This is a genomic window from Acinetobacter sp. T_3_1, from assembly GCF_025377055.1.
In the GTDB taxonomy this organism is placed as follows: domain Bacteria; phylum Pseudomonadota; class Gammaproteobacteria; order Pseudomonadales; family Moraxellaceae; genus Acinetobacter; species Acinetobacter kookii.
In genome coordinates this window covers 19,587-40,726 of the sequence record NZ_JACHVD010000020.1, presented here as the reverse complement: position 1 = coordinate 40,726, position 21,140 = coordinate 19,587, and the positions used below count along the sequence as shown (strand labels likewise).

Here is a 21,140-nt window from a genome sequence, read left to right as displayed (position 1 = left end):
AAGCGGGTTGGACAGTTCAACGCTTACTCAGAATAATTCAAGTGAATTTATTTGAAAGAAAAACTTTAAAAGCTTTATTCTCACCCGATAAGATCCCCATCAAACAAGAGGAAGCTCATGTGAGCTTCCTCTTGTAAAAATTGTGGGACAGCAGTGCCCAAATGGGTGCTTTTTTTTGCATGATTGATCTCTGCTATATGCAATCAATCAGCTGTCTTTTCAAACCTGAAAGCCCTTTACCACGTAAGAGGATTCCAAATCTTAAACGGCTTGGTCAGTTGCACATCTTCCGCTGGATCATATTTTGCTGGTTTCAGTTTTTGCGCTTTCTTACGTAACTTCCCGCTTTTTTGATCCAGGGCAACAAAGTTATAACTTTCTGACTTCAGCTGGGTGTAGGCAATTTCATTTAAACCGGTTTTTTCCGGCACCATAATTAAAGGTCCGGAAACTTCACGACGGGTACTTAAGTTTTCTTCATCATACTTAATGAAATAAGACTGTCCCGCTTGCACGGTAAAATCCAGATATTTGGGCTTTTGAAAATGCTGCACACCCACAGGGCGGCTGGTTGATATGCGATAGGTTCCGGCAGGCAGTTCTACCCAATAATAGTGATTATTTAATAAGCTTGGGATACGCTCACTATTAATAAACAGACTGGATGCCACAATTTCCTGACGGTTCCATTTGCTGTCAGGACGGTATAGATACACTATGGCAGCCTGCTCATCTTGTGCCTGCACCGGTTGAAAGCGCTGTCCCATTTTTTGATTGACCCAACCTCCAATGCTAAACATGCCAAAACGGTATTGTTCCAATAATCCCGGTTCATGCTCAGTATCTACAGGTTTTAAGGTTGATGTCGCTTGAGTGTGTTCCATAGCAGATTTGCCATGACATCCCAATAAAATAAAGCTTGCACAGACTGCAATACAGACTCCACGCATGATTTTCCCTCACCGCGTATTTTTTATTTTTGTACGAAATTAAATTAAGCACTTCATTGTTCGCTATGTATTGATTTTATTTAGGCGTCCACGCCTAATCACCGAGATTAACATCGCGTTTTATTTTTGAAAATAAAAAACGTGCGAAAACACAAGTTTTCCGCACGTTTCTGACGAATAGCAAATTAAGCAGATTTAGAATTAACCACTTTTAAATCTACTTTAGAGGCATTTTCAGTCTCTGACTTGGGCTGACGTTCTGCTTTTAACATAGGTTTTGCTTCACCAGAAATCACTGCATCATTCACAATCACAGTCCCGATATCGGTACGGCTTGGTAAATCATACATGGTTTCAAGTAATGCATTTTCCAGAATTGAACGCAGACCACGTGCACCTGTATTACGCTCCAGGGCCTTCTTCGCTACCGCACGCAGTGCTGAATCTTCAAATACCAGATCCACATTTTCCATATCAAATAAATATTGATATTGACGGGTTAAAGCATTCTTCGGTTCAGTCAGAATCTGCATCAATGCTTCTTCATCCAGCTCGTCCAAAGTTGCAATGACTGGCAGACGGCCAATAAATTCTGGAATTAAGCCAAATTTCACCAAGTCTGTTGCTTCAACCTGACGGAACAAATCAGACAACTTTCGAGTTTCATCTTTGTTCTTCACTTCAGCAGTGAAACCGATACCGCCTTTTTCCTGACGCTGTTGTACGATTTTCTCCAGACCAGAGAAGGCACCGCCACAGATAAATAGGATATTTGAGGTATCAATCTGAATGAACTCTTGCTGCGGATGCTTGCGACCACCTTGCGGAGGAATGGAAGCAACCGTACCTTCGATCATTTTCAACAACGCCTGCTGAACACCTTCACCGGATACATCACGGGTAATCGACGGGTTTTCAGATTTGCGGGTAATCTTGTCGATCTCGTCGATATAGATAATACCCTTTTGCGCTTTTTCTACATCATAATCGGCTTTTTGCAACAGCTTCTGTACGATGTTTTCAACATCTTCACCGACATAACCTGCTTCGGTCAACGTGGTGGCATCTGCCATGGCGAATGGCACATCCAGCAAACGCGCTAAAGTCTGTGCAAGCAAGGTTTTACCCGAACCTGTTGGTCCAACCAGTAAAATATTACTTTTCGCCAGTTCAACCGCATCATCATGCTTATGACCGCTATGAGTCACTTTTAGACGCTTGTAATGGTTATAGACTGCAACTGAAAGCGTTTTCTTCGCCACATCCTGACCAATCACATATTGATCAAGTGCAGCGCGAATTTCGTGTGGCTTAGGCAAAGGCTTACTTGCCCAATCACCAGATTCAACCTGCTGGCTGGTTTGGACTAAATCCAGGCATACGTCCACACACTCATTACAGATGTAAGCGTCCTCACCTGCAATCAGTTTCCCGACTTCAGACTGCGTTTTACCGCAAAATGAACAATGCTTTTGTCCTTGAGGATGATCGGACATATTCACTCCAATATAAAAATCTGAAAATTATGGACGTTTGCTTAACACTTCATCCACGAGACCGTACTCTTTAGCAGCCTGCGCTGTCATAAAGTTGTCACGGTCAGTATCTCTGGCAACAGTTTCATAGTCTTGACCACTATGCTCTGCCATTAAACGGTTTAAACGTTCTTTAATGAATAGAATTTCACGTGCGTGAATTTCAATATCCGATGCTTGACCACGGAAACCACCAAGTGGCTGGTGAATCATCACACGGGCATTTTCTAGGCAATAACGTTTACCCTTAGCACCTGCATTGAGCAGGAAGGCTCCCATAGAGGCTGCCTGTCCCATACAATACGTCACGACATCTGGTTTAATGAATTGCATGGTATCGTAAATCGCCATACCTGCAGTCACTGAACCTCCTGGTGAATTAATATAGAGGTGTATATCTTTATCTGGGTTCTCTGCTTCTAAAAACAACATTTGAGCAACAATTAAATTTGCCATATTGTCTTCGACTTCACCGGTTAAAAAGATGACACGTTCACGCAAAAGACGTGAGAAAATATCGAAAGAACGCTCACCACGAGAAGACTGTTCAACCACCACTGGCACTAAAGCGTTATCAATTGTTGGAACATACATACGTTATTTATTCCTAAATTTTTTGTTACTCAACTCATAGTCACAATATGAGGGATAATTGCTGAAAATGCAAAATATTCCCAATTAAATAACAGATATTTTTTATATAAGCATTGTGAATTCAGGACAGGTTCACGATAAGCCTGTACATAAAAAAAGGCGCATGATGCGCCTTTTTCAGTCAGTTAAGCTTAACCTTGTTGACGAGCTTGCTGCTCTTTCAATAAGTCTTCATAGCTTACTTTTTTGTCAGTCACTTTAGCAGAAGCCAAGATGTGATCAACAACCTGATCTTCTAATACAACAGCTTCGATTTGAGCACGTTGCTGTTTGTCATTTTTGAAGTATTCAATCACTTCAGTTGGGTCTTCGTAAGAAGAAGCCATATCTTCGATGTAAGCGTCAACGCGAGCAGGATCTACTTCAATTTTAGCGTCCGCTAAAACCTTGCTCACCAACACGCCAAGTTTTACAGATTTTTCAGCTTGTTCTTTGAACAGGTCATCTGGAAGCATGCTGCTGTCAAATGCTTTCGCACCTTGAGCACCAAACTGTTGAGTGAACTGTTGAATCATTTGCTGACGTTGACGATCAATTTCTTGAGACAACATCGCAGCAGGAACTTCAACTTCATTTGCAGCTACAAGGGCATCAAAAGTCGCGCCTTTTACCTGGTTACGAAGACCGTTTTTCACTTCACGTTCCATGTTTTTACGAACGTCAGCTTTTAATTTTTCAACGCCTTCTTCTTCAGTTAAACCGAAGATTTTCAAGAATTCAGCATCAACTTCTGGAAGTTTTTGTTTTTCAACAAGCTTCACAGTGATTTTGAATTGAGCTGCTTTACCCGCAAGGTTTTCAGCCTGGTAGTCTTCAGGGAAAGTAACATCAATCACTTTCTCTTCGCCTTTCTTCATACCAACGATACCGTCTTCGAAGCCAGGGATCATACGGCCAGAACCTAAAACAAGTTTAAAGTCAGTTGCAGAACCGCCTTCAAATTTTTCGCCATTTACTGAACCTTCAAAGTCGAAAGTCACTTGCATGTCTTTTTTAGCCATGCCTTTGGTTTCAGTCCAGCTTGCACGTTGCTTTTGAAGGTTTTCGATCATTTGATCAACGTCTTTGTCGCTCACTTCAGTTGCTTTACGTTCAACTTCCAAGCCGTCAAATTTAACGTCAACTTCTGGATAAACCTCTACAGTTGCTTCATAAACAAGAGCGTCTTCCTTGTTTTCAACTTTTTCAATGTTTGGCATGCCAACAGCATTGATTTTCTCTTGCTGGATCGCTTCAAACACTGTGTCACGAATTACATCGTTCACAACTTCTTGATAAATGCTTGCGCCATATTCGCGACGTACTACATTTAAAGGTACTTTACCTGGACGGAAGCCGTTGATCTTCACAGTTTTAGCAGTGCGTTTTAAACGAGCTTCAAATTGCTCGTTCACACGGCTCGTCGGTACAGATACATTTAAACGACGGGCAACGCCCGAAACCGCTTCAGAAGTTACTTGCATGGCTTCCTCGATATAGAAATAGTAATTGCAATTTTGAAAGTGCCACATTATATGACAACATTGAAAGATATACAAAGCAGTATGAATTAACCACTATTTTTGTCTTGTTCTGCGATTAAATTTAAATTGAATGTAAAAAATCTCCTCTCTTTATTCCCACTTTAATATTTTTGTATATTTTTTATTGCAAATGATAAGTCTTATCATTACCATTAATGCATTTTATTCTGTCTTGTTTATTTTCAGTTATTTATCTCGTCCATCTTTGGAATTCTATTGTATGAGTCAGTTCAATCTCCGCCCGCTTGGCCTTGCCATTCTAACTACCTCTCCTTCCGTTTTTGCCAATACTGAAACACAATCTGCTCCCCATCAGCTTTCAACTCTTGTGGTATCGGCTACAGGCTACGAACAAAAATTAAAAGATGCGCCTGCATCCATTACAGTCATCACAGCAGAAGACTTGAAAAATAAAAGAATTACTTCGATTGCAGATGCTTTAGTAGATGTGGAAGGTGTCGATATTAGCCCGACCGCGGGTAAAACTGGCGGGCTAAACATTCGTATTCGTGGAATGGACTCAGAATACACCTTGGTATTAGTCGATGGTCGCAGACAAAATAGTACTGGCGATATTTCACCGAATGGATTTGGTGAATCTAACAATAGTTTTATTCCGCCTGTTTCCGCAATCGAGAGAATTGAAGTGATTCGTGGCCCTGCATCTACGCTTTATGGTTCAGATGCAATTGGGGGTGTGGTGAATATCATCACTAAAAAGGTTTCACCTGAATGGACGGGCGCTGTAACACTTGAAGGGACCCTTAACCCGAACTCCTCTGACTTTGGCAACCATCGTGCTGTAGATGCCTATGTCACTGGTCCCTTGATTCAGAATTTACTGGGTATTCAGCTCCGTGGTCGTAAGGCTGAACGCGATCAATCGCATATAACCCCGGATGCCAATTCAGATACCGAATTAACTCAAGGCAATAACCCGACAAAGTCTGATTTGGAAACTATTGGCGTTCGTCTTACTCTAACCCCTAGCGATGATCATGATATCTCAGCAGAATATGAACAGACCGAACAATGGTATGACAACAGTAATGGCCAGCTCGGTACTCTAGGTGCCAATGGCGGTTATAACTCTGCGCAAGAATATAACCGTGAAAAAATCATTCTTGCCCATAGCTGGAAAACCCGTGTGGGGACTTTGGATTCAAGTATCAGTAATACACAAACAGAAACGGTTGGCCGCTTAATTCCTTCGCGTGCACAAGGTCTATCACAAGCCGTGACCCCACGGCTGCTAGAAAGTGAAGACACCATTTTTGATAGCAAATTTACCACGCAACATTTTAGTGGACACAATATTACCCTCGGTGGTCAATGGTGGGATGCCAGCATTAAAGATGGTTTACGTGTCAATAAAGAAGTGTCATTTGATCAACTGGGTTTATTTGCAGAAGACACCTGGTCATTTACAGACAGCCTGGCTTTAACTCTCGGCCTACGTTTTGATGATCACAGCACATTTGGCGACTTTTGGACGCCACGCGCTTATTTGGTCTGGAATGCAAATGATAACTGGACCTTTAAGGGAGGCTATTCAGAAGGTTATAAGGCTCCACGTTTGGAACGTCTCACCACGGGTATTTATAATGTTAGCGGTCAAGGCCGTACTCCGGTTTTTGGTAATCCGGATTTAAAACCTGAAACCAGTAATAACTTTGAAATCGGCACGTATTTTAATAACAATTCTAATTTTGATGCCAATATCACGGCCTTTTACAGCCAGATTGAAGACAAAATCGTTACCGGCAATGTTGAACAAAGATGTAATACCAATACCAATAAAGCTGCTTGTGAAGAGTTTATGGCATCCATTGGTACACCTTGGGTCATGGATTATTATCAGAGTAGAGGACAAAAACTTCCAGATTCGTGGAACATTACCCGTCCTACCAATGCAGAAAAAGCGGAAGTCTATGGAATTGAAACCGGCTTCAACTGGGAATTTGCACCGGCATGGAAATTCGGTGTGAATTACACTTGGACAGAAACTGAAATTAAAGACAGTACTTTAGGTAATCCTCCGCTTAACGATACGCCAGAACATATCGTAAATGCCTCATTAAAATGGCAAGCCGATGACAATATTCAGTTATGGGCACGTGGCGAATACCGTAGCGAACGGGCACGCTTCACCTCAACTTATGAGAACTTAACTGCTGCCAATCAAAAAGTTTATGATGCTTTAGGTGAGTTTAAAAGTTATGGTTTGCTGCATGTTGGTTCCAACTTTAGGGTAAACGACAATTGGGACCTGGGCGTTGCTTTATATAACGTATTTGATAAAGACTTTAATGAGCATGAACTGATTGATGGCAGTTATTACAACCATTACAGCAATACCCAAGAAGGTCGTCGTGTTCAGTTAAGTACAACGTTTAAATTCTAATATTCAAAATCCCCATTAAAAACCCTGCATAAGCAGGGTTTTTCTATATTAAAATAAATCAAATACTTAATTACAAATAGTTACATTATTTCATTCAATATCCCGTTTTAGTTTATCTTAAGAATCGTCAATTCCAATTCAACTTCATAGTGATAAAAAATAAGAATCATTATTATTCTCATACGTTTTCACAGTACCCTTTTGAGTTCGACATGGCCTTCATTAAAACACGCAAAAAAATCGTATCTTCTGCGATTGTTTCCTCACTTTCAGTGATGGCAGCGAATGCATTTGCACAAGATCAAGTTGCTCAACTTGAAACTATTCATGCTCAGGCGGAAGCAGAAACAGCTCAAGGTCTAAAAGTAGATCAATCTGCCAACTCCAAGTTTGTTGCTCCTTTGCTGGATACACCTAAATCAGTTTCTGTCATTTCCAAGCAGCTGATTGAAGATACTCAAGTGACAACTTTGAGCGATGCTTTGCGTACAGTGCCCGGGATTACTTTAGGGGCTGGTGAAGGCGGCAACCCGAATGGCGACCGTCCATTTATTCGCGGTTATAACTCAGAAAGTTCCATGTATGTCGATGGTGTGCGTAACGCCACTTCACAAAACCGTGAAATGTTTGCTGTCGAACAGGTTGAAGTGACCAAAGGTTCAGCCTCTGCAATGGGCGGTGCAGGTACAACTGGCGGTAGCGTTAACATGATTTCTAAAGTTGCGAAAAAAGGCGACTCATTAGAAGGTTCTGTTGGCGCAGGGACAGACAGTTACCAGCGTATTACTTTAGATGGCAACAAAGATTTTGGTAACGGTATTGCTGCCCGTGTAGCAGTAATGGGCCACCATAATGAAAAAGCCGGTCAAGCCGATGGCACTGAATATAAACGTGCCGGTATTGCTCCAAGTATTACTTTTGGCTTGGATACGCCTACCCGTGCGACCTTAAGCTATTACTACCTAAAAACAGACGATACTCCTGATTCAGGCGTACCCTACAACAATCCTACTGGATATTCGCAATATTCAGGGAAGCCAATTGATGTCAAGCAAGGCGTTTATTACGGCTGGGAAGACCGTGATTTCCAGAAACAGGAAAATCAGGTGGGTACAATCAAGTTAGAACATGACCTGACTGACAATCTGACCATTACAAATACCGCGGTTTATAACAAATCTAAAAATGATTATCTGTGGACCAACCCGGATGATTCTCAAGGAAACATTTATAAGAATGGGAATGTATGGGCACGTGTAAACTCACGTATTGCCGATACCGATACATTTACCGACCAGTTAGCGTTAACCGGAAAATTTAATACCGGCGCTCTTAAGCATAGCTTTAACTTAGGTGCTGAATATAGCGACCAAGAAACAGATCGTACCCAATATATTCTGAATGGTTTGTCTACCACAGGTGCAGAATACAACAAATGCAGCCCTGCCGATATTGCTTCGGGCTGGTGTACTTCTGTTCAGAATCCTAATCGGGGACCATGGACAGGAAGTATCAGTACTGAAGGTGCAGACCAATACAACACCCAAACCAAGTCCACTTCTGTTTATTTCCTGGACAGCATTGAATTCAATCCACAATGGATTTTAGATTTAGGCTTACGTTGGGACAAGTTTGATACAGAACAAACCATGACCTATGGTGCACGTAACAGTGCTGTTCTAGGTTCATCCACTACCCCTCCAACAAGACAAGTTGGCGAGCAAGTTAAAACTGAAAGTGATACTGATTTCTTCACTTATCAGGCAGGCCTTACTTTTAAACCGGTTGAAAATGGTTCAATCTATGCCAGCTATGCAACATCTGCCAACCCTGTGGGTGTAGATGCTGGTGACGGTTCTGAAGGTATAGGCGCAGCGTATAGCAACTTGGATCCTGAAGAAAGCCAGACTTTTGAAATCGGTACCAAATGGGATCTTTTACAAGATCGCTTGAATTTAACTGCCGCTATTTTCCGTACTGAAAAGCAGAATGCACGTATCCAGTTGAGCCCAACTACTTATAGTAATATTGGCGAAAGCAAAGTTGACGGTATCGAGCTGGGCTTGAACGGTAAAATTACAGATAAATGGGATATCAGCGCAGGCTATACCTACCTAGATAGTGAAGCGACCAAGAATGGCGTAAGCTGTCGCGGTACAACCTGTACTGACCAAACGGTATTTAACGGCAACCAAATGCCGAATGTTCCTAAAAACAGCGCTACACTTTGGACAACCTATCAGGTTCTGCCACAACTGCAACTTGGTGCTGGTGCAACTGCTATGGACAAAGTCTATGGCGACCTAGCCAATACCAAATACGTTCCAGGTTATGTGCGTTACGATGCCATGGCACGTTATAACGTCAATGAAAATGTTGACCTGCAATTGAATGTCAATAACTTGTCTGATGAACGCTATTTCACTAAAGCGTATGCGTCTCACTATGCCACTGAAGCTGAAGGGCGTAGCGCAGTATTGTCGCTCAACTTTAAATACTAAAATTGACTTTTAAAATCCCATAATTTATTTATGGGATTTTATTGAAAATAGCCTCATCATGAGGCTATTTTTATAGCTACAAAAATTTATTCATCCAAAGGTGTATTGCCGTGATCCATCATATTCCGCATGTCCTGAGTAAAGAACAAGTTCAATATTTCCGTGATGAAATGGCAAAAATTGAATGGGTCAATGGTAAAGTCACTGCCGGCACACTTTCAGCAACGGTCAAGCAAAACCAGCAATTGCCTGAAGATCATCCCCTGACGCATCACTTAAGTACCATCATTTTAGAATCATTGGGTCAGCATCCCTTGTTTTTATCTGCGGCCATTCCCCTCGACATTATTCCTCCCCTGTTTAACCGTTATGAAAACAATGAAGCCTTTGGTTTTCATGTCGACAATTCGATTCGTCGTATCCGTGGCAGCAATGAGCGCTTACGAACGGATTTGTCCTGCACGGTTTTTTTGAGTGAACCGGAAGAATATGAAGGTGGCGACCTGGTGGTAGAAGATACCTATGGCTATCATGAGGTTAAACTGCCGGCGGGCGATATGATTCTCTACCCGTCCACCAGTGTGCATGAAGTCACGCCGGTAACCTCCGGCTGCCGTCTTGCTTCGTTCTTTTGGGTACAAAGCATGATTCGTGATGATGCGGAACGCCACATGCTGTTTAATCTGGATCAGTCCATTCAGAACTTGCGTATGCAGTTGGGTGACAAGCACGAAGAAGTGATCAAGCTGACCAATCTTTATCATAATTTAATGCGCAAATGGGCTGAACTCTAAGTTTAAACTCATGAAAAGCACATGATTCAAGTGCTGCATGAATGCGAGGATGATTTTAATTTCCCTGAAACTGAGCAGCAGAGTTAAGCATTTCATTGTCAGTGAGCATAAAAATCACAACCCAATCATTATTCTTTTTCAGTAGTGCAATGGATTCAGTACATCGATTGCACTTTTTTAAACAGTATTTCAAATAAAAGCGGATAATCTCATATAAATTTATTGCAAATAATAATAATTATCATTAATATTTACACCATTGTTACATTCCATAACAATACGTTCACTTTTAGTTCCAGATTACTGACCACAAAAGTTGCAAAGCAGTATTGGAATTCTGTCTTATACGAAACTAGGGATGACTGACCATGGCACACATCAAAAGCCGCAAACACCACAGAAACGCTCAACTGGTTGCATTAGCGGCCTCGTTTCCGCTCATGACTCATGCAGCGGCGAGTAATGGCGTAACTCAGCTCCCGACCATTACCTTGGAATCTAAAGCAGAAAATAAATATAAAGCCGATAGCGTCAGCTCCCCAAAATATACCCAGCCACTGGTCGATACTCCGCAAACCATTTCAGTGATTAAAAAAGAACTATTAAAAGAACAAGGTGCAACCTCTTTGGTTGAAGCCTTAAGAAACACCCCGGGAATTACCCTGCAACTGGGTGAAAATGGCAATACCAGTGCCGGTGATGCCTTCCAAATGCGCGGCTTTTCGACTCAAACCTCTACCTATGTCGATGGTATCCGCGATTTGGGTGCGGTCACCCGCGATGTCTTTAACGTGGAACAGATTGAAGTGGTCAAAGGTCCGTCTGGTGCGGAAGCCGGCCGTGGCGCAGCATCCGGGTATATCAACCTGGCTAGCAAACTGCCCCACACTGAAAATAGCCGTGAAGTTTCTGCCACTTACAATACTGCAGAACATGCCCGCCTGACTGCCGACATTAATCAGGTGATCAACGATAGCGTGGCGGTTCGCTTAAATGCCATGGGACAGGACGGCGGCGTTGAAGGTCGCGATTTTATTGAAAATAACGGTTGGGCCATTGCACCCTCGATTGCCTTTGGACTGGATAGCGATACCCGTTTGTATCTCTATTCACAGCATATCCGTCAACGCAACATTCCGGATGGCGGTATCCCGACCATTGGTATGAAGGGTTTCTACAACGCCGATTCTGCTTTAGCTTCAGCGCCTAAAGTCAACCGTGAAAATTATTATGGCCAGGCCAATGACCATGAAGATGTCGATGCAGACATGTACACGGCAAAAATTGAAAGTGATCTGGCTGAAAACGTCAAGCTGACCAACATCACCCGTTTGGGTAAAACCAGCATGAACCGTGTTTTAACCGGGATCAACACCGGTTCAGCGGGCTTAAGAACCAATGGTTCAACTGATCCGAAAGACTGGGAAGTTAACCGTTCACGTCAGGGTGTCGATCAGGAAAACAAGATTCTGGCTAACCAAACGACTTTGAACCTGAATTTAAAAACCGGTGCGATTGAGCATGATGTGGTTGCAGGTCTGGAATTCTTAAAAGAACAGCAACACAACAAAACCATGGCCACACAAATGCCGGGGCAAGCGACGGTAGCAACCTCTTGGGCCAATCTTTATGATCCAGATCGCAATGAAGCAATGCCAGCACTGATGTATAACGGTGGCTATACCCATGGTGAAACCGATACAGCTGCCGCCTATTTATTCGATACGCTTAAATTTGGTGAGCGCTTCCAGCTGAATGGCGGAGTACGGGTCGACTATTATGATACCGCATATGATGCTTTGACCTTGCCATCGGGTAGCAGCAGCTTGGTTCCTGCGAGTTTTGGTGCGAATGACACCTTGGTCAGCTGGAAACTGGGCGGCCTATTTAAACCTACCGCTAAAAGTAGCGTATATGCTTCTTATGCCAAATCTCTGACCCCTCCGGGAAGTGCCAACTTTAGTCTTTCAGCAGACGGAATTAACAGTGCGGCTGCAAAACCGCAAGAAACCCATCACTATGAAATTGGCACCAAATGGGATCTGCTGAATGATCAACTGGCACTTAATGCTGCTGCCTATTACACTGAAAATGAAAACCAGTTTACCCAGGATGCCATTACTCAAGAATCCATTCAGCAAGGTAAAACGAGCGTAAAAGGGGTTGAACTGAGTGCTGTGGGTAAAATTACCGAAGCATGGAATGTATCTGCCGGCGTTGCGCACATGAAAACCGAACAAGAAGATCAGCTGAGCGTGAATGCAACCACTGGCGCAATTACCCGAACCAACAATGTGCGCTGGTCACCTGAATGGACAGCAAGCTTATGGTCGACCTATGATGTTGCCGGCTTTAAACTGGGTTTAGGCGCACGTTATGTGGATGAGCAAAAACGTGTGATTACCGACAGCACGGCAGCGGCGAATATGCCTAACATTCCAGGCTATGTGGTGTTTGATGCGATGGCAGGCTATAACTTCAATAAAAATGCCTCGGTCAACTTGAATGTCTATAACCTGGCAGACAAGGAATACATCAGCACCTTGAACAATGGTGGTGGCCGTGTGATATTAGGACAACCGCGTTCAGCAGCCTTAACCTTTAACTACAAGTTTTAAGTCATTCGCCAAGTCTGAGCAGATTGAGTATAACTGTAGTGTATTAGAGCTCTAATGCACTACATTATTCTTTTGGATTCAAGTTATTTAAGGGATGCAGATCAAGCTGATGATGTTACATATTCCTGAAATTCTGAGCAAACAGCAGGTTGCCGAGCTACGCCAACAATTAGATAGCAGTCAGGCCTGGGTTCCGGGTCAGCACAGTGCCGGCTTTCAGGCACAGAAAATAAAAAATAATTTGCAGATTGATCCCAACAGCATTGCTTATCAATCCTTTTCGGCCAAAATTCTCCAGGCCTTGCAACACAACATCCTGCTCAAATCGGCAGCATTGCCCAAGCATATTCTTCCGCCTTTATTTAACTGTTATCAGGATCAGGGGCATTATGGCAATCATGTCGACAATGCCGTGCAATATTCCAGCAGCATCGGACAAGCGATTCGGACTGACGTTTCCATTACCGTGTTTTTATCTGAACCGGATGAATATGCAGGCGGTGAACTGATTGTTGAAGACAATTATGGCAGCCATGAAGTGAAACTGGATGCCGGAGATGCCATACTCTACCCGGCTACCAGCTTACATCGGGTGGAAGCAGTGACCCAAGGCAAGCGGATTGCGGCATGCACCTGGATACAAAGCATGGTCAAAGATGACTGGCAGCGCAGCATGCTGTTTAACCTCGACATGAACATTATTAAATTACGCCAGCAGATTGGCGATAGCGAAGAAATTCTGGGTTTGACCAGTCACTACCATAATTTATTACGCCAATGGGGCGATCTATGAAAACCGTTGCACCCATCGCTCCCCTCTCGCAGATTCCGGCCTATTTACAGACCGTCGCCGATTATGAAATTGAAGCACAAAAGCATCTTTCCGACATGGTGTGGCAATACTTGCAAGGCGGCTCCATGGATGAAGTCAGCGTTCGGGATAATCTGGATCAGTTTCAACAGATTCACTTATTGCCCCAAATGCTCAAAGACCTGACTCAAGGCCATACCCGCTGTAAAATTTTAGGGCAGGAATATCCGCATCCGATTTTTCTGGCCCCGATTGGGCACCAGCAACAGTTCCATCCTGAAGCTGAAGCAGCAACTGCACTGGCAGCAGAAGTGCTTGGCAGCAATATAGTGCTCAGTACTTTCAGCAATACCGACATGCGCCAGCTGAAACAGGACAATCCATACAAATGGTTTCAGCTGTACTGGCAAGGCGACCGGGAAAAATCTCTGGCTTTGGTGAAGCTGGCCGAACAGCAAAACTTTAAAGCCCTGGTGATTACCGTGGATTCGCCGCACACCGGCATCCGTGACCGCGAACGCCGGGTATTTTTCCATTTGCCTGAAGACATGCAGCATCCGCACACCCCGGCACATATTCCCTTGCCTGAACTGCAGGAGGGAGACCATCCCGTATTTAATGGCTTAATGAAGATCGCACCGACCTGGGAGGATATTGCCTGGATGGTTCAGCACACTTCATTACCGGTCATTTTAAAAGGCATCGTCAATCCGCAGGATGCCCGGCTGGCCATACAGCACGGCGTACAAGGCCTGATTGTATCGAATCATGGCGGTCGTGTTTTAGATACCTGCATTGCTCCACTCACCGCCTTGCAACTGATTAAAAAAGTAGTGCCGGCCGATTTTCCACTGCTCTATGATGGCGGGATTCGTCGTGGTTCAGATGTGTTTAAAGCGATTGCGCTGGGCGCTTCGGCGGTTTTCATCGGGCGGCCTTATATTTATGGGTTGGCAACTGCAGGCGCCTTGGGCGTGGCGCACGTGATTAAAATACTGAAGGAAGAATTTGAGATTACCATGGCATTAATGGGAACAGCCACGCTAAATGACATTAACAGTGAGTGTATTTTCCAAAAAAGATAAAATTATTGAAAAATATTTTCTTAACTTTGGTTCTACATGCAAAAATAGAAAAATATTTCCGGAATAAATGGATTAATATTAAGTTATAGATTTACACAGTCTGTGGCAAAACTAATCCATAAGAAAGCATTGGTTTTATTACAACTTTCGACTAATGTTTTCCAGTGTCAGACTTGTAAATTGCTAAAATAGACACAATCTATATCAGTAGCAGGTTGCCGTTATCCACGACTTTAAGCAATCGGTGCTACACAAGGAGTTACCTCATGATGTTGGCTGATCCAAGTAAAAAATATCGTCGCATGTACCAGCGTGTCGACTTGCCAGACCGTCAATGGCCAAATAACGAAATTACCAAAGCGCCAATGTGGATGAGCACCGACCTTCGTGACGGTAACCAGGCCATTTTTGAACCGATGGATATGGATCAAAAATTCAAGATGTTCCAGATGTTGGTCAAAATCGGTTTCAAACACATTGAAATCGGCTTCCCTTCTGCATCGCAAATTGACTTCGACTTCACCCGCAAATTGATTGAAGAAAATCATATTCCGGATGACGTTTACATCGAAGTGTTGGTGCAGGCACGTGATCATTTGATTCAGCGTACTTTCGAATCCTTGGTCGGTGCAAAACGTGCCATCGTGCATATTTACAACTCAAATTCTCCAACTTTCCGTCAAAAAGTCTTGAATGTGGATGTGGAAGGTGCTCGTCAGTTGGCGATCAATGCGGCGCAAAAAGTGAAAGAATACGCTGCGCAATATCCTGAAACTGAATGGGTATTCCAGTACAGCCCAGAATGTTTTTCTGCGACTGAATTGGAAGTGGCAAAAGCAGCCTGTGATGCCGTGACTGAAATCTGGGAAGCTTCTCCTGAAAACAAAGTGATTTTAAACTTGCCTGCCACCGTAGAGGTATCTACACCGAACGTGTATGCCGACCAGGTGGAATGGATGCACCGCAATATTGAACGTCGTGATGGCGTGATTATTTCCGTACATTGTCACAATGACCGTGGCTGTGGTATTGCAGCTTCAGAATTGGCGATTATGGCCGGTGCTGACCGCGTTGAAGGCTGTGTGTTTGGCAATGGTGAACGTACCGGTAACGTCGACGTTGCTGCGATTGCCTTGAACATGTACACCCAGGGTGTGGCACCAAACTTGGATTTCTCCAACATCAACGAAATTATTGCCACTGTTGAAGAATGTACCGGTTTGCCAGTGCACCCTCGTCATCCATATGCAGGCGACTTGGTGTTCACCGCGTTCTCTGGTTCGCATCAGGATGCGATCAAGAAAGGGTTTGAATTCCAGAAAAACGAAGAAATCTGGGATATGCCTTACTTGCCAATCGATCCGAAAGACTTGGGCCGTGACTATGACGCCGTGATCCGTGTCAATTCACAGTCTGGTAAAGGCGGTATTTCTTACTTGTTAGAATCCAATTACAACGTGGTATTGCCACGCCGCTTACAGATTGAATTCTCGCAAGTGGTTCAACAGGTAACGGATGAACAGGCCAAAGAAGTTTCTGCACAAGACATCTGGACCTTGTTCAAAGACACTTATGTAGCAACGAAAGATGCTCATTACTCTGCCAAAAACTACAAATTGTCAGATGAAAATGGCAATCAGGTCATTGAGTTGGATATTGAAGTAAACGGCGAAGTTCAGCACTTGCGTGGTGAAGGTAACGGTCCGATCTCAGCCATCTTGAATGCATTACAGTTGCCAATTGACGTGTTGAACTATGAAGAACGCAGTATCGGTTCTGGTGCAAGTGCCAAAGCATTGGCCTTGGTTGAACTTCAGGTCAAAGGTACCGGTAAATCTGCATTTGGTGCCGGCGTGCATGACAACATTGTGACGTCATCTATCGAAGCGATTATTGCCTGCACCAACCGCTTGATTGACCAGGGTGTATTGAGTACCGATCAGGTCATTGCTGCTGCCGTATAAGCTTTATCAAATAAAAAACTTTAGAAAGGATACCCTCAAGTGGTATCCTTTTGTTATTCATTCTAAAGATTTAAGGCGAAAATTTCCTGTGTCTTTTCCAGCTGACTCAGTGGGCTTAGTTACCCCGCAAAAGTTTATTTTTGAAGAGCCGTTAGAGCTCGAATGTGACCGAATTCTTCCACGTTTTGAGCTCATGGTCGAAACTTATGGCGAACTCAATGCCGACAAATCCAATGCCATCCTGATTTGTCATGCCTTGTCTGGCCATCACCATGCGGCAGGTTATCATCATGAAGATGACAAAAAACCGGGCTGGTGGGACGCATGTATTGGACCAGGCAAAGCCATTGATACCTCTAAATTCTTTGTTGTTGCCCTGAATAATATTGGCGGTTGCAGCGGTTCAACCGGCCCGATCTCGCCGAATCCGGAAAATGACAACCGTCCTTATGGTCCGGATTTTCCTCTTGTCACCGTGCGTGACTGGGTCAAAACCCAGGCCCTGCTCTCTGACCGTTTGGGCATTGATGTCTGGTATGCCATTATTGGCGGTTCTCTGGGTGGCATGCAGGCTTTGCAATGGTCAGTCGATTATCCGGACCGTTTAAAAAAATGTGTGATCATTGCCAGCGCTCCCAAACTGTCGGCCCAGAATATTGCCTTTAACGAAGTGGCGCGTCAGTCCATTTTGTCTGATCCGGACTTCCATAATGGCCGTTATCTGGAAAATGACAGCTATCCGAAACGCGGACTGATTCTGGCACGTATGGTCGGTCATATTACCTATCTGTCTGAAGAAGCCATGAAACAGAAATTTGGCCGTGACTTGAAGTCGGGCAAATTTATGTATGGATTTGACGTTGAATTCCAGGTCGAAAGTTACTTGCGTTATCAGGGCGAGCAGTTCAGCCGTAACTTTGATGCCAACACTTACCTGATTATGACCAAGGCGCTGGACTACTTTGACCCATCGCGCGAGTACGAGCAGTCCTTGAAAAAAGCCATGGCCAATACCAAGTGCAAATTTCTGGTGGTGTCCTTTACCACCGACTGGCGTTTTACCCCGCAGCGTTCACAAGAAATTGTCGATGCACTGATCAGCAACCATAAACCTGTCAGCTATGTCGATATTGATGCAGAACAGGGTCACGACTCGTTCCTGTTCCCGATTCCGCTTTACGTTAAATCATTACGTGCATTTTTAGGTGGTGCAGAACACCTCGAAGCCACACCTAAGGAGACTGTGTAATGCGTATCGATCATCAACTGGCAGAAAAATGGATTAAACCCGATTCCAGCGTGCTGGATTTAGGCTGTGGCGATGGTGAACTGCTGGCACATATGAGCAAAAAGCACAATATTCGTGCATATGGCTTAGAAATTGATCAGGAAAAGATTGCAATTGCGGTAAGTCGGGGGTTAAATATTATCCAACAAGACTTGAACCTCGGTTTAAGCCGCTTTGCAGACCAGTCCTTTGACTATGTGGTGATGGCACAGGCCTTGCAAGCTGTAGATGCACCAGACGTATTATTGCGTGATATGGTGCGTGTAGGGAAACAGGCCATTATCACCTTTCCTAACTTTGCGTACTGGAAGACCCGTTCTTTCTTGGCATTAAAAGGAAGGATGCCGGTTTCGGAAGCTTTACCGTATATGTGGTATAACACGCCAAATATTCATTTATGTACTTTCCGTGATTTTGAAGCACTTTGTGCGGAAAATGATATCCGGATTATTAATCGACTCGCCGTGAATGGGGATCAGCAAGGTAGTTTACTCAGTAAACATATCCCAAATCTGTTTGGTGAAGTCGCTATTTATCGAGTGAGCGCGCTATGAAAAAAATATTATTAAGCACACTATTTGTTGGACTGTTTAGCATTCAAGCCCATGCAGAATATGTTGCCCCTACAGCTTCGGTTTCAAGCCAGGCTGCGCAATATTCAGTCATGGATATCAATAGCCTGACCAAAGCTGCCAAAGCTGGTCAACCCGCTGCACAATTTTATCTGGCCACCAAATATCAGCAAGGCAGAGAAGTTCAAAAGGATGAGCAGCAAGCTTTTTCCTGGTACAAAGCCGCTGCCGATCAGGGTCTGAGTGCTGCACAACTGAATGTCGGCCGTATGCTGGCTGATGGTATTGGCACCAAAAAAGACGAAGCTTTGGCACGTAAATATTTTGAAAAAGCAGCCAGTCATGGTGACAACCGCGCCAGCTTTAATCTGGCCATGATGGAAGAACAAAAGAAAAATTACGTGGGTGCATACCAGTGGTATGAACTGTCTACCCGTGACGGTATGCTCGACAATAAAGTGATTTCACTGTCTGAAGGCAAGAAAACCGCTTTGGCTGCCAACTTGAGCCAGGAACAGATTCGTCAGGCACGTGACCGTGCAGACCAATGGATTCAGGCTCAATAATTCTGCCTGATTCTATAAAGCACCTTCGGGTGCTTTTTTATTGACTGATTCTTCGTCCCTATTTCAGGTAAAATTGAACTTATTTTAAAGATTAGAGTTTTTATCGAATGTCTGCACAAGATTGGTTATCTCAAGGCACACTTGTTCTTGCCAGCAACAACAAAGGGAAAATTGCCGAATTTGAAAAAATGTTTGCCGAGTTAAATCTGCCTGTAGAAGTGATTCCTCAAGGCAAACTGAATATTGAAGATGCGATTGAAGATGGTTTGAGCTTTGTTGAAAATGCCATTATTAAAGCGCGTCATGCATCCAAAATTTCAGGCAAACCGGCCATAGCAGATGACTCTGGTATTTGTGTTCCGGTACTGGGCGGTGCGCCGGGTATTTATTCTGCACGCTTTGCCGGCGAACATGGCAATGATGCCGCCAACAATGAAAAGCTCTTAAGCCGACTGAAACCGCTTCGTAAAGAAGGTGAAAGTATTGAGGGCATGTTTGTTTGCGTACTTGCGCTGGTTCAGCATGCTGAAGATCCGCTGCCTCAAATTTTCCAGGGCATCTGGACAGGTGAAGTACTGGAAGCTCCTCGCGGCGAAAATGGTTTTGGTTATGACCCGCTATTCTGGTTGCCTGAACTGGGTATTTCCAGTGCCGAGATGAGCAAGGAAGATAAAAATAAAATCAGCCATCGCGGTCAGGCGATGGAGCTGTTTAAGGCAAGCCTGGAGAAGTAATTTCATTATTTATTCTCCCTCCTAAAAGGAGGGATGAGAAGCTCAGCTTCGCAAGGGAGGTTAATCTTTCAAAACCCTCTCTCTAACTCTCTCCCAAAGGGAGAGAGAACTCTTCATTTATAGTGCCGGCACTAATACATGCAGCAGTACCCCATAAAGCCCGATCAATATTGCACTGGCCACACTACCCGACGCAATATATTTTGCTGAATAGCCCGTCCCCTGATAATGCGTTTCCAGCGCCACAATATTCGCTGCTGGCGGCAATAGAAAGAACATCAACATTACGGCATAGGTCAGCATTTGATGCGGAATAGGCAAAAACAGATAAGCAGCTGCACACAATAAAACCGCCAATAACATCCTGCTACTGATGAGCAGCAAACTACCTTTCAAATCACGCCAGCCAATCCTGACCTTGCTCAGCCACATTCCCAAAACACACATACCGGCAAAGGTCACCAAGACTTTATTGGCTTGGTAAATCAGCTGTATTAGGGGATGAGATTCATAGCTGCTGAAGTCCCAAAATGACAAAACAGCAGCCGCGGTCAAGGCAATGACAGGGGGTGACAGTATGACATTTTTAATAATAAATCCCGTATCCTGCCGGGTTTCACTCACCGCCATCACCGCACAGATATTGCCAAACAAAGAACCGCCGATATATAAGGCGACAATGGTACTGCTGGCATCTGGGCCAAAGACAGCTAAAGCAAAAGGAAGGCCTAACCATGCACCATTCAAGTAACTGAAACACAGGGCTCGTAATTTGTCTTTTTGAAAATAATAAAAACCACTGAAGAAAACAATCGAACTGAACAGGCTGAAACCAATCAGCCACAGACTGCCTTCTTTATAAAACACCATATTGTAAATGATCAGCAGCGGTATAAAGAGACGGGCCAGCAAAGCTGCCAATAATGGCCGTATCGGCTTTAAAACATGCACTCCCCAATATCCGGCAAGAAAAGAAACAAGAGGAAGGATCAGTGCCATGAGGGTGCAAACTTGGTTTTTTACTTAAGAAACCCATCCTAGCACAGCTGATATTCAAACATGATCTTGCAGGGTTTATTTTTTATATTCATCTTGCCATGAATCTTTGTATTAAAACCGAAACAGAAACGTCACGGCAATG

The 21,140-nt window shown here is 43.9% G+C and carries 16 protein-coding genes and 1 pseudogene; 12 read left to right on the top strand and 5 right to left on the bottom strand.

The genetic code is table 11. From position 1 onward, the window contains the following. Nucleotides 1–137 (top strand): annotated as a pseudogene (locus H4I94_RS14325) (IS4 family transposase); the annotation flags it as partial. A 99-nt stretch (nucleotides 138–236) separates the two neighbouring features. Here the strand turns inward: H4I94_RS14325 and H4I94_RS14320 are convergent. From H4I94_RS14320 to tig, 4 genes are all read right to left on the bottom strand, one after another. Continuing rightward, complete coding sequence (locus tag H4I94_RS14320; RefSeq protein ID WP_261183535.1) at nucleotides 237–950, bottom strand: DUF2846 domain-containing protein; 714 nt, start codon at nucleotides 948–950, stop codon at nucleotides 237–239. Between the two features lie 185 nt (nucleotides 951–1,135). After that, on the bottom strand, nucleotides 1,136–2,446 hold the full coding sequence (gene clpX / locus H4I94_RS14315) for an ATP-dependent protease ATP-binding subunit ClpX (RefSeq protein WP_261183534.1): 1,311 nt from the start codon (nucleotides 2,444–2,446) through the stop codon (nucleotides 1,136–1,138). A gap of 27 nt (nucleotides 2,447–2,473) precedes the next feature. Beyond that, nucleotides 2,474–3,079: an ATP-dependent Clp endopeptidase proteolytic subunit ClpP gene (gene clpP, locus H4I94_RS14310; protein ID WP_086198326.1), complete on the bottom strand. Its 606-nt coding sequence runs from the start codon at nucleotides 3,077–3,079 to the stop codon at nucleotides 2,474–2,476. A gap of 191 nt (nucleotides 3,080–3,270) precedes the next feature. After that, the gene (gene tig / locus H4I94_RS14305) at nucleotides 3,271–4,602 is read right to left on the bottom strand and encodes a trigger factor (protein ID WP_261183532.1); all 1,332 of its coding nucleotides are present in this window, start codon (nucleotides 4,600–4,602) and stop codon (nucleotides 3,271–3,273) included. A 280-nt stretch (nucleotides 4,603–4,882) separates the two neighbouring features. Between tig and H4I94_RS14300 the strand changes: the two genes are divergently transcribed. The 11 genes from H4I94_RS14300 (at nucleotide 4,883) to rdgB (ending at nucleotide 19,999) form a co-directional block, all read left to right on the top strand. Further along, on the top strand, nucleotides 4,883–7,066 hold the full coding sequence (locus H4I94_RS14300) for a TonB-dependent receptor domain-containing protein (protein ID WP_261183531.1): 2,184 nt from the start codon (nucleotides 4,883–4,885) through the stop codon (nucleotides 7,064–7,066). 212 nt (nucleotides 7,067–7,278) lie between these two features. Next, nucleotides 7,279–9,567 carry a TonB-dependent receptor gene (locus H4I94_RS14295; protein ID WP_261183530.1) on the top strand — a complete coding sequence of 763 codons (2,289 nt, stop codon included), beginning with the start codon at nucleotides 7,279–7,281 and terminating at the stop codon, nucleotides 9,565–9,567. Nucleotides 9,568–9,677: 110 nt separating this feature from the next. Next, a complete protein-coding gene (locus tag H4I94_RS14290) occupies nucleotides 9,678–10,361 on the top strand; it encodes a Fe2+-dependent dioxygenase (RefSeq protein WP_261183529.1) in 684 nt (227 codons plus the stop codon). A gap of 368 nt (nucleotides 10,362–10,729) precedes the next feature. Beyond that, nucleotides 10,730–12,979 (top strand): catecholate siderophore receptor Fiu, encoded by a 2,250-nt coding sequence (locus tag H4I94_RS14285; protein ID WP_261183528.1) that lies wholly within the window; start codon nucleotides 10,730–10,732, stop codon nucleotides 12,977–12,979. A gap of 109 nt (nucleotides 12,980–13,088) precedes the next feature. Beyond that, nucleotides 13,089–13,772, top strand: coding sequence for a Fe2+-dependent dioxygenase (locus H4I94_RS14280; RefSeq protein WP_261183527.1), 684 nt, complete (start codon nucleotides 13,089–13,091; stop codon nucleotides 13,770–13,772). Further along, nucleotides 13,769–14,875, top strand: a complete 1,107-nt coding sequence (locus H4I94_RS14275; RefSeq protein WP_261183526.1) for an alpha-hydroxy acid oxidase — start codon at nucleotides 13,769–13,771, stop codon at nucleotides 14,873–14,875. Before H4I94_RS14280 ends, H4I94_RS14275 begins: the two co-directional genes overlap by 4 nt. A 266-nt stretch (nucleotides 14,876–15,141) precedes the next feature. After that, complete coding sequence (leuA, locus tag H4I94_RS14270) at nucleotides 15,142–16,839, top strand: 2-isopropylmalate synthase (RefSeq protein WP_261183525.1); 1,698 nt, start codon at nucleotides 15,142–15,144, stop codon at nucleotides 16,837–16,839. A gap of 88 nt (nucleotides 16,840–16,927) precedes the next feature. Next, nucleotides 16,928–18,088 carry a homoserine O-acetyltransferase gene (locus H4I94_RS14265; protein WP_261183524.1) on the top strand — a complete coding sequence of 387 codons (1,161 nt, stop codon included), beginning with the start codon at nucleotides 16,928–16,930 and terminating at the stop codon, nucleotides 18,086–18,088. Continuing rightward, a complete protein-coding gene (gene metW / locus H4I94_RS14260; protein ID WP_261183523.1) occupies nucleotides 18,088–18,681 on the top strand; it encodes a methionine biosynthesis protein MetW in 594 nt (197 codons plus the stop codon). Before H4I94_RS14265 ends, metW begins: the two co-directional genes overlap by 1 nt. Beyond that, a complete protein-coding gene (locus H4I94_RS14255; protein ID WP_131273910.1) occupies nucleotides 18,678–19,265 on the top strand; it encodes a tetratricopeptide repeat protein in 588 nt (195 codons plus the stop codon). Before metW ends, H4I94_RS14255 begins: the two co-directional genes overlap by 4 nt. Nucleotides 19,266–19,372: 107 nt before the next feature. Next, nucleotides 19,373–19,999 (top strand): RdgB/HAM1 family non-canonical purine NTP pyrophosphatase, encoded by a 627-nt coding sequence (gene rdgB / locus H4I94_RS14250; RefSeq protein ID WP_092818984.1) that lies wholly within the window; start codon nucleotides 19,373–19,375, stop codon nucleotides 19,997–19,999. A 117-nt stretch (nucleotides 20,000–20,116) separates the two neighbouring features. On the opposite strand, the gene H4I94_RS14245 is transcribed toward rdgB, so the two are convergent. Next, nucleotides 20,117–20,998 (bottom strand): permease, encoded by an 882-nt coding sequence (locus H4I94_RS14245; protein WP_261183522.1) that lies wholly within the window; start codon nucleotides 20,996–20,998, stop codon nucleotides 20,117–20,119. Nucleotides 20,999–21,140: the final 142 nt, after the last annotated feature.

Bases quoted from the DNA above. Each gene is read 5' to 3' on its own strand.
- H4I94_RS14285 (WP_261183528.1), top strand. From the start codon at position 10,730: ATGGCACACATCAAAAGCCGCAAACACCACAGAAACGCTCAACTGGTT.
- rdgB (WP_092818984.1), top strand. From the start codon at position 19,373: ATGTCTGCACAAGATTGGTTATCTCAAGGCACACTTGTTCTTGCCAGC.
- clpX (WP_261183534.1), bottom strand. From the start codon at position 2,446: ATGTCCGATCATCCTCAAGGACAAAAGCATTGTTCATTTTGCGGTAAA.
- H4I94_RS14320 (WP_261183535.1), bottom strand. From the start codon at position 950: ATGCGTGGAGTCTGTATTGCAGTCTGTGCAAGCTTTATTTTATTGGGA.
- clpP (WP_086198326.1), bottom strand. From the start codon at position 3,079: ATGTATGTTCCAACAATTGATAACGCTTTAGTGCCAGTGGTGGTTGAA.
- H4I94_RS14275 (WP_261183526.1), top strand. From the start codon at position 13,769: ATGAAAACCGTTGCACCCATCGCTCCCCTCTCGCAGATTCCGGCCTAT.
- leuA (WP_261183525.1), top strand. From the start codon at position 15,142: ATGATGTTGGCTGATCCAAGTAAAAAATATCGTCGCATGTACCAGCGT.
- H4I94_RS14255 (WP_131273910.1), top strand. From the start codon at position 18,678: ATGAAAAAAATATTATTAAGCACACTATTTGTTGGACTGTTTAGCATT.
- H4I94_RS14280 (WP_261183527.1), top strand. From the start codon at position 13,089: ATGATGTTACATATTCCTGAAATTCTGAGCAAACAGCAGGTTGCCGAG.
- metW (WP_261183523.1), top strand. From the start codon at position 18,088: ATGCGTATCGATCATCAACTGGCAGAAAAATGGATTAAACCCGATTCC.
- H4I94_RS14245 (WP_261183522.1), bottom strand. From the start codon at position 20,998: ATGGCACTGATCCTTCCTCTTGTTTCTTTTCTTGCCGGATATTGGGGA.
- H4I94_RS14295 (WP_261183530.1), top strand. From the start codon at position 7,279: ATGGCCTTCATTAAAACACGCAAAAAAATCGTATCTTCTGCGATTGTT.
- H4I94_RS14300 (WP_261183531.1), top strand. From the start codon at position 4,883: ATGAGTCAGTTCAATCTCCGCCCGCTTGGCCTTGCCATTCTAACTACC.
- tig (WP_261183532.1), bottom strand. From the start codon at position 4,602: ATGCAAGTAACTTCTGAAGCGGTTTCGGGCGTTGCCCGTCGTTTAAAT.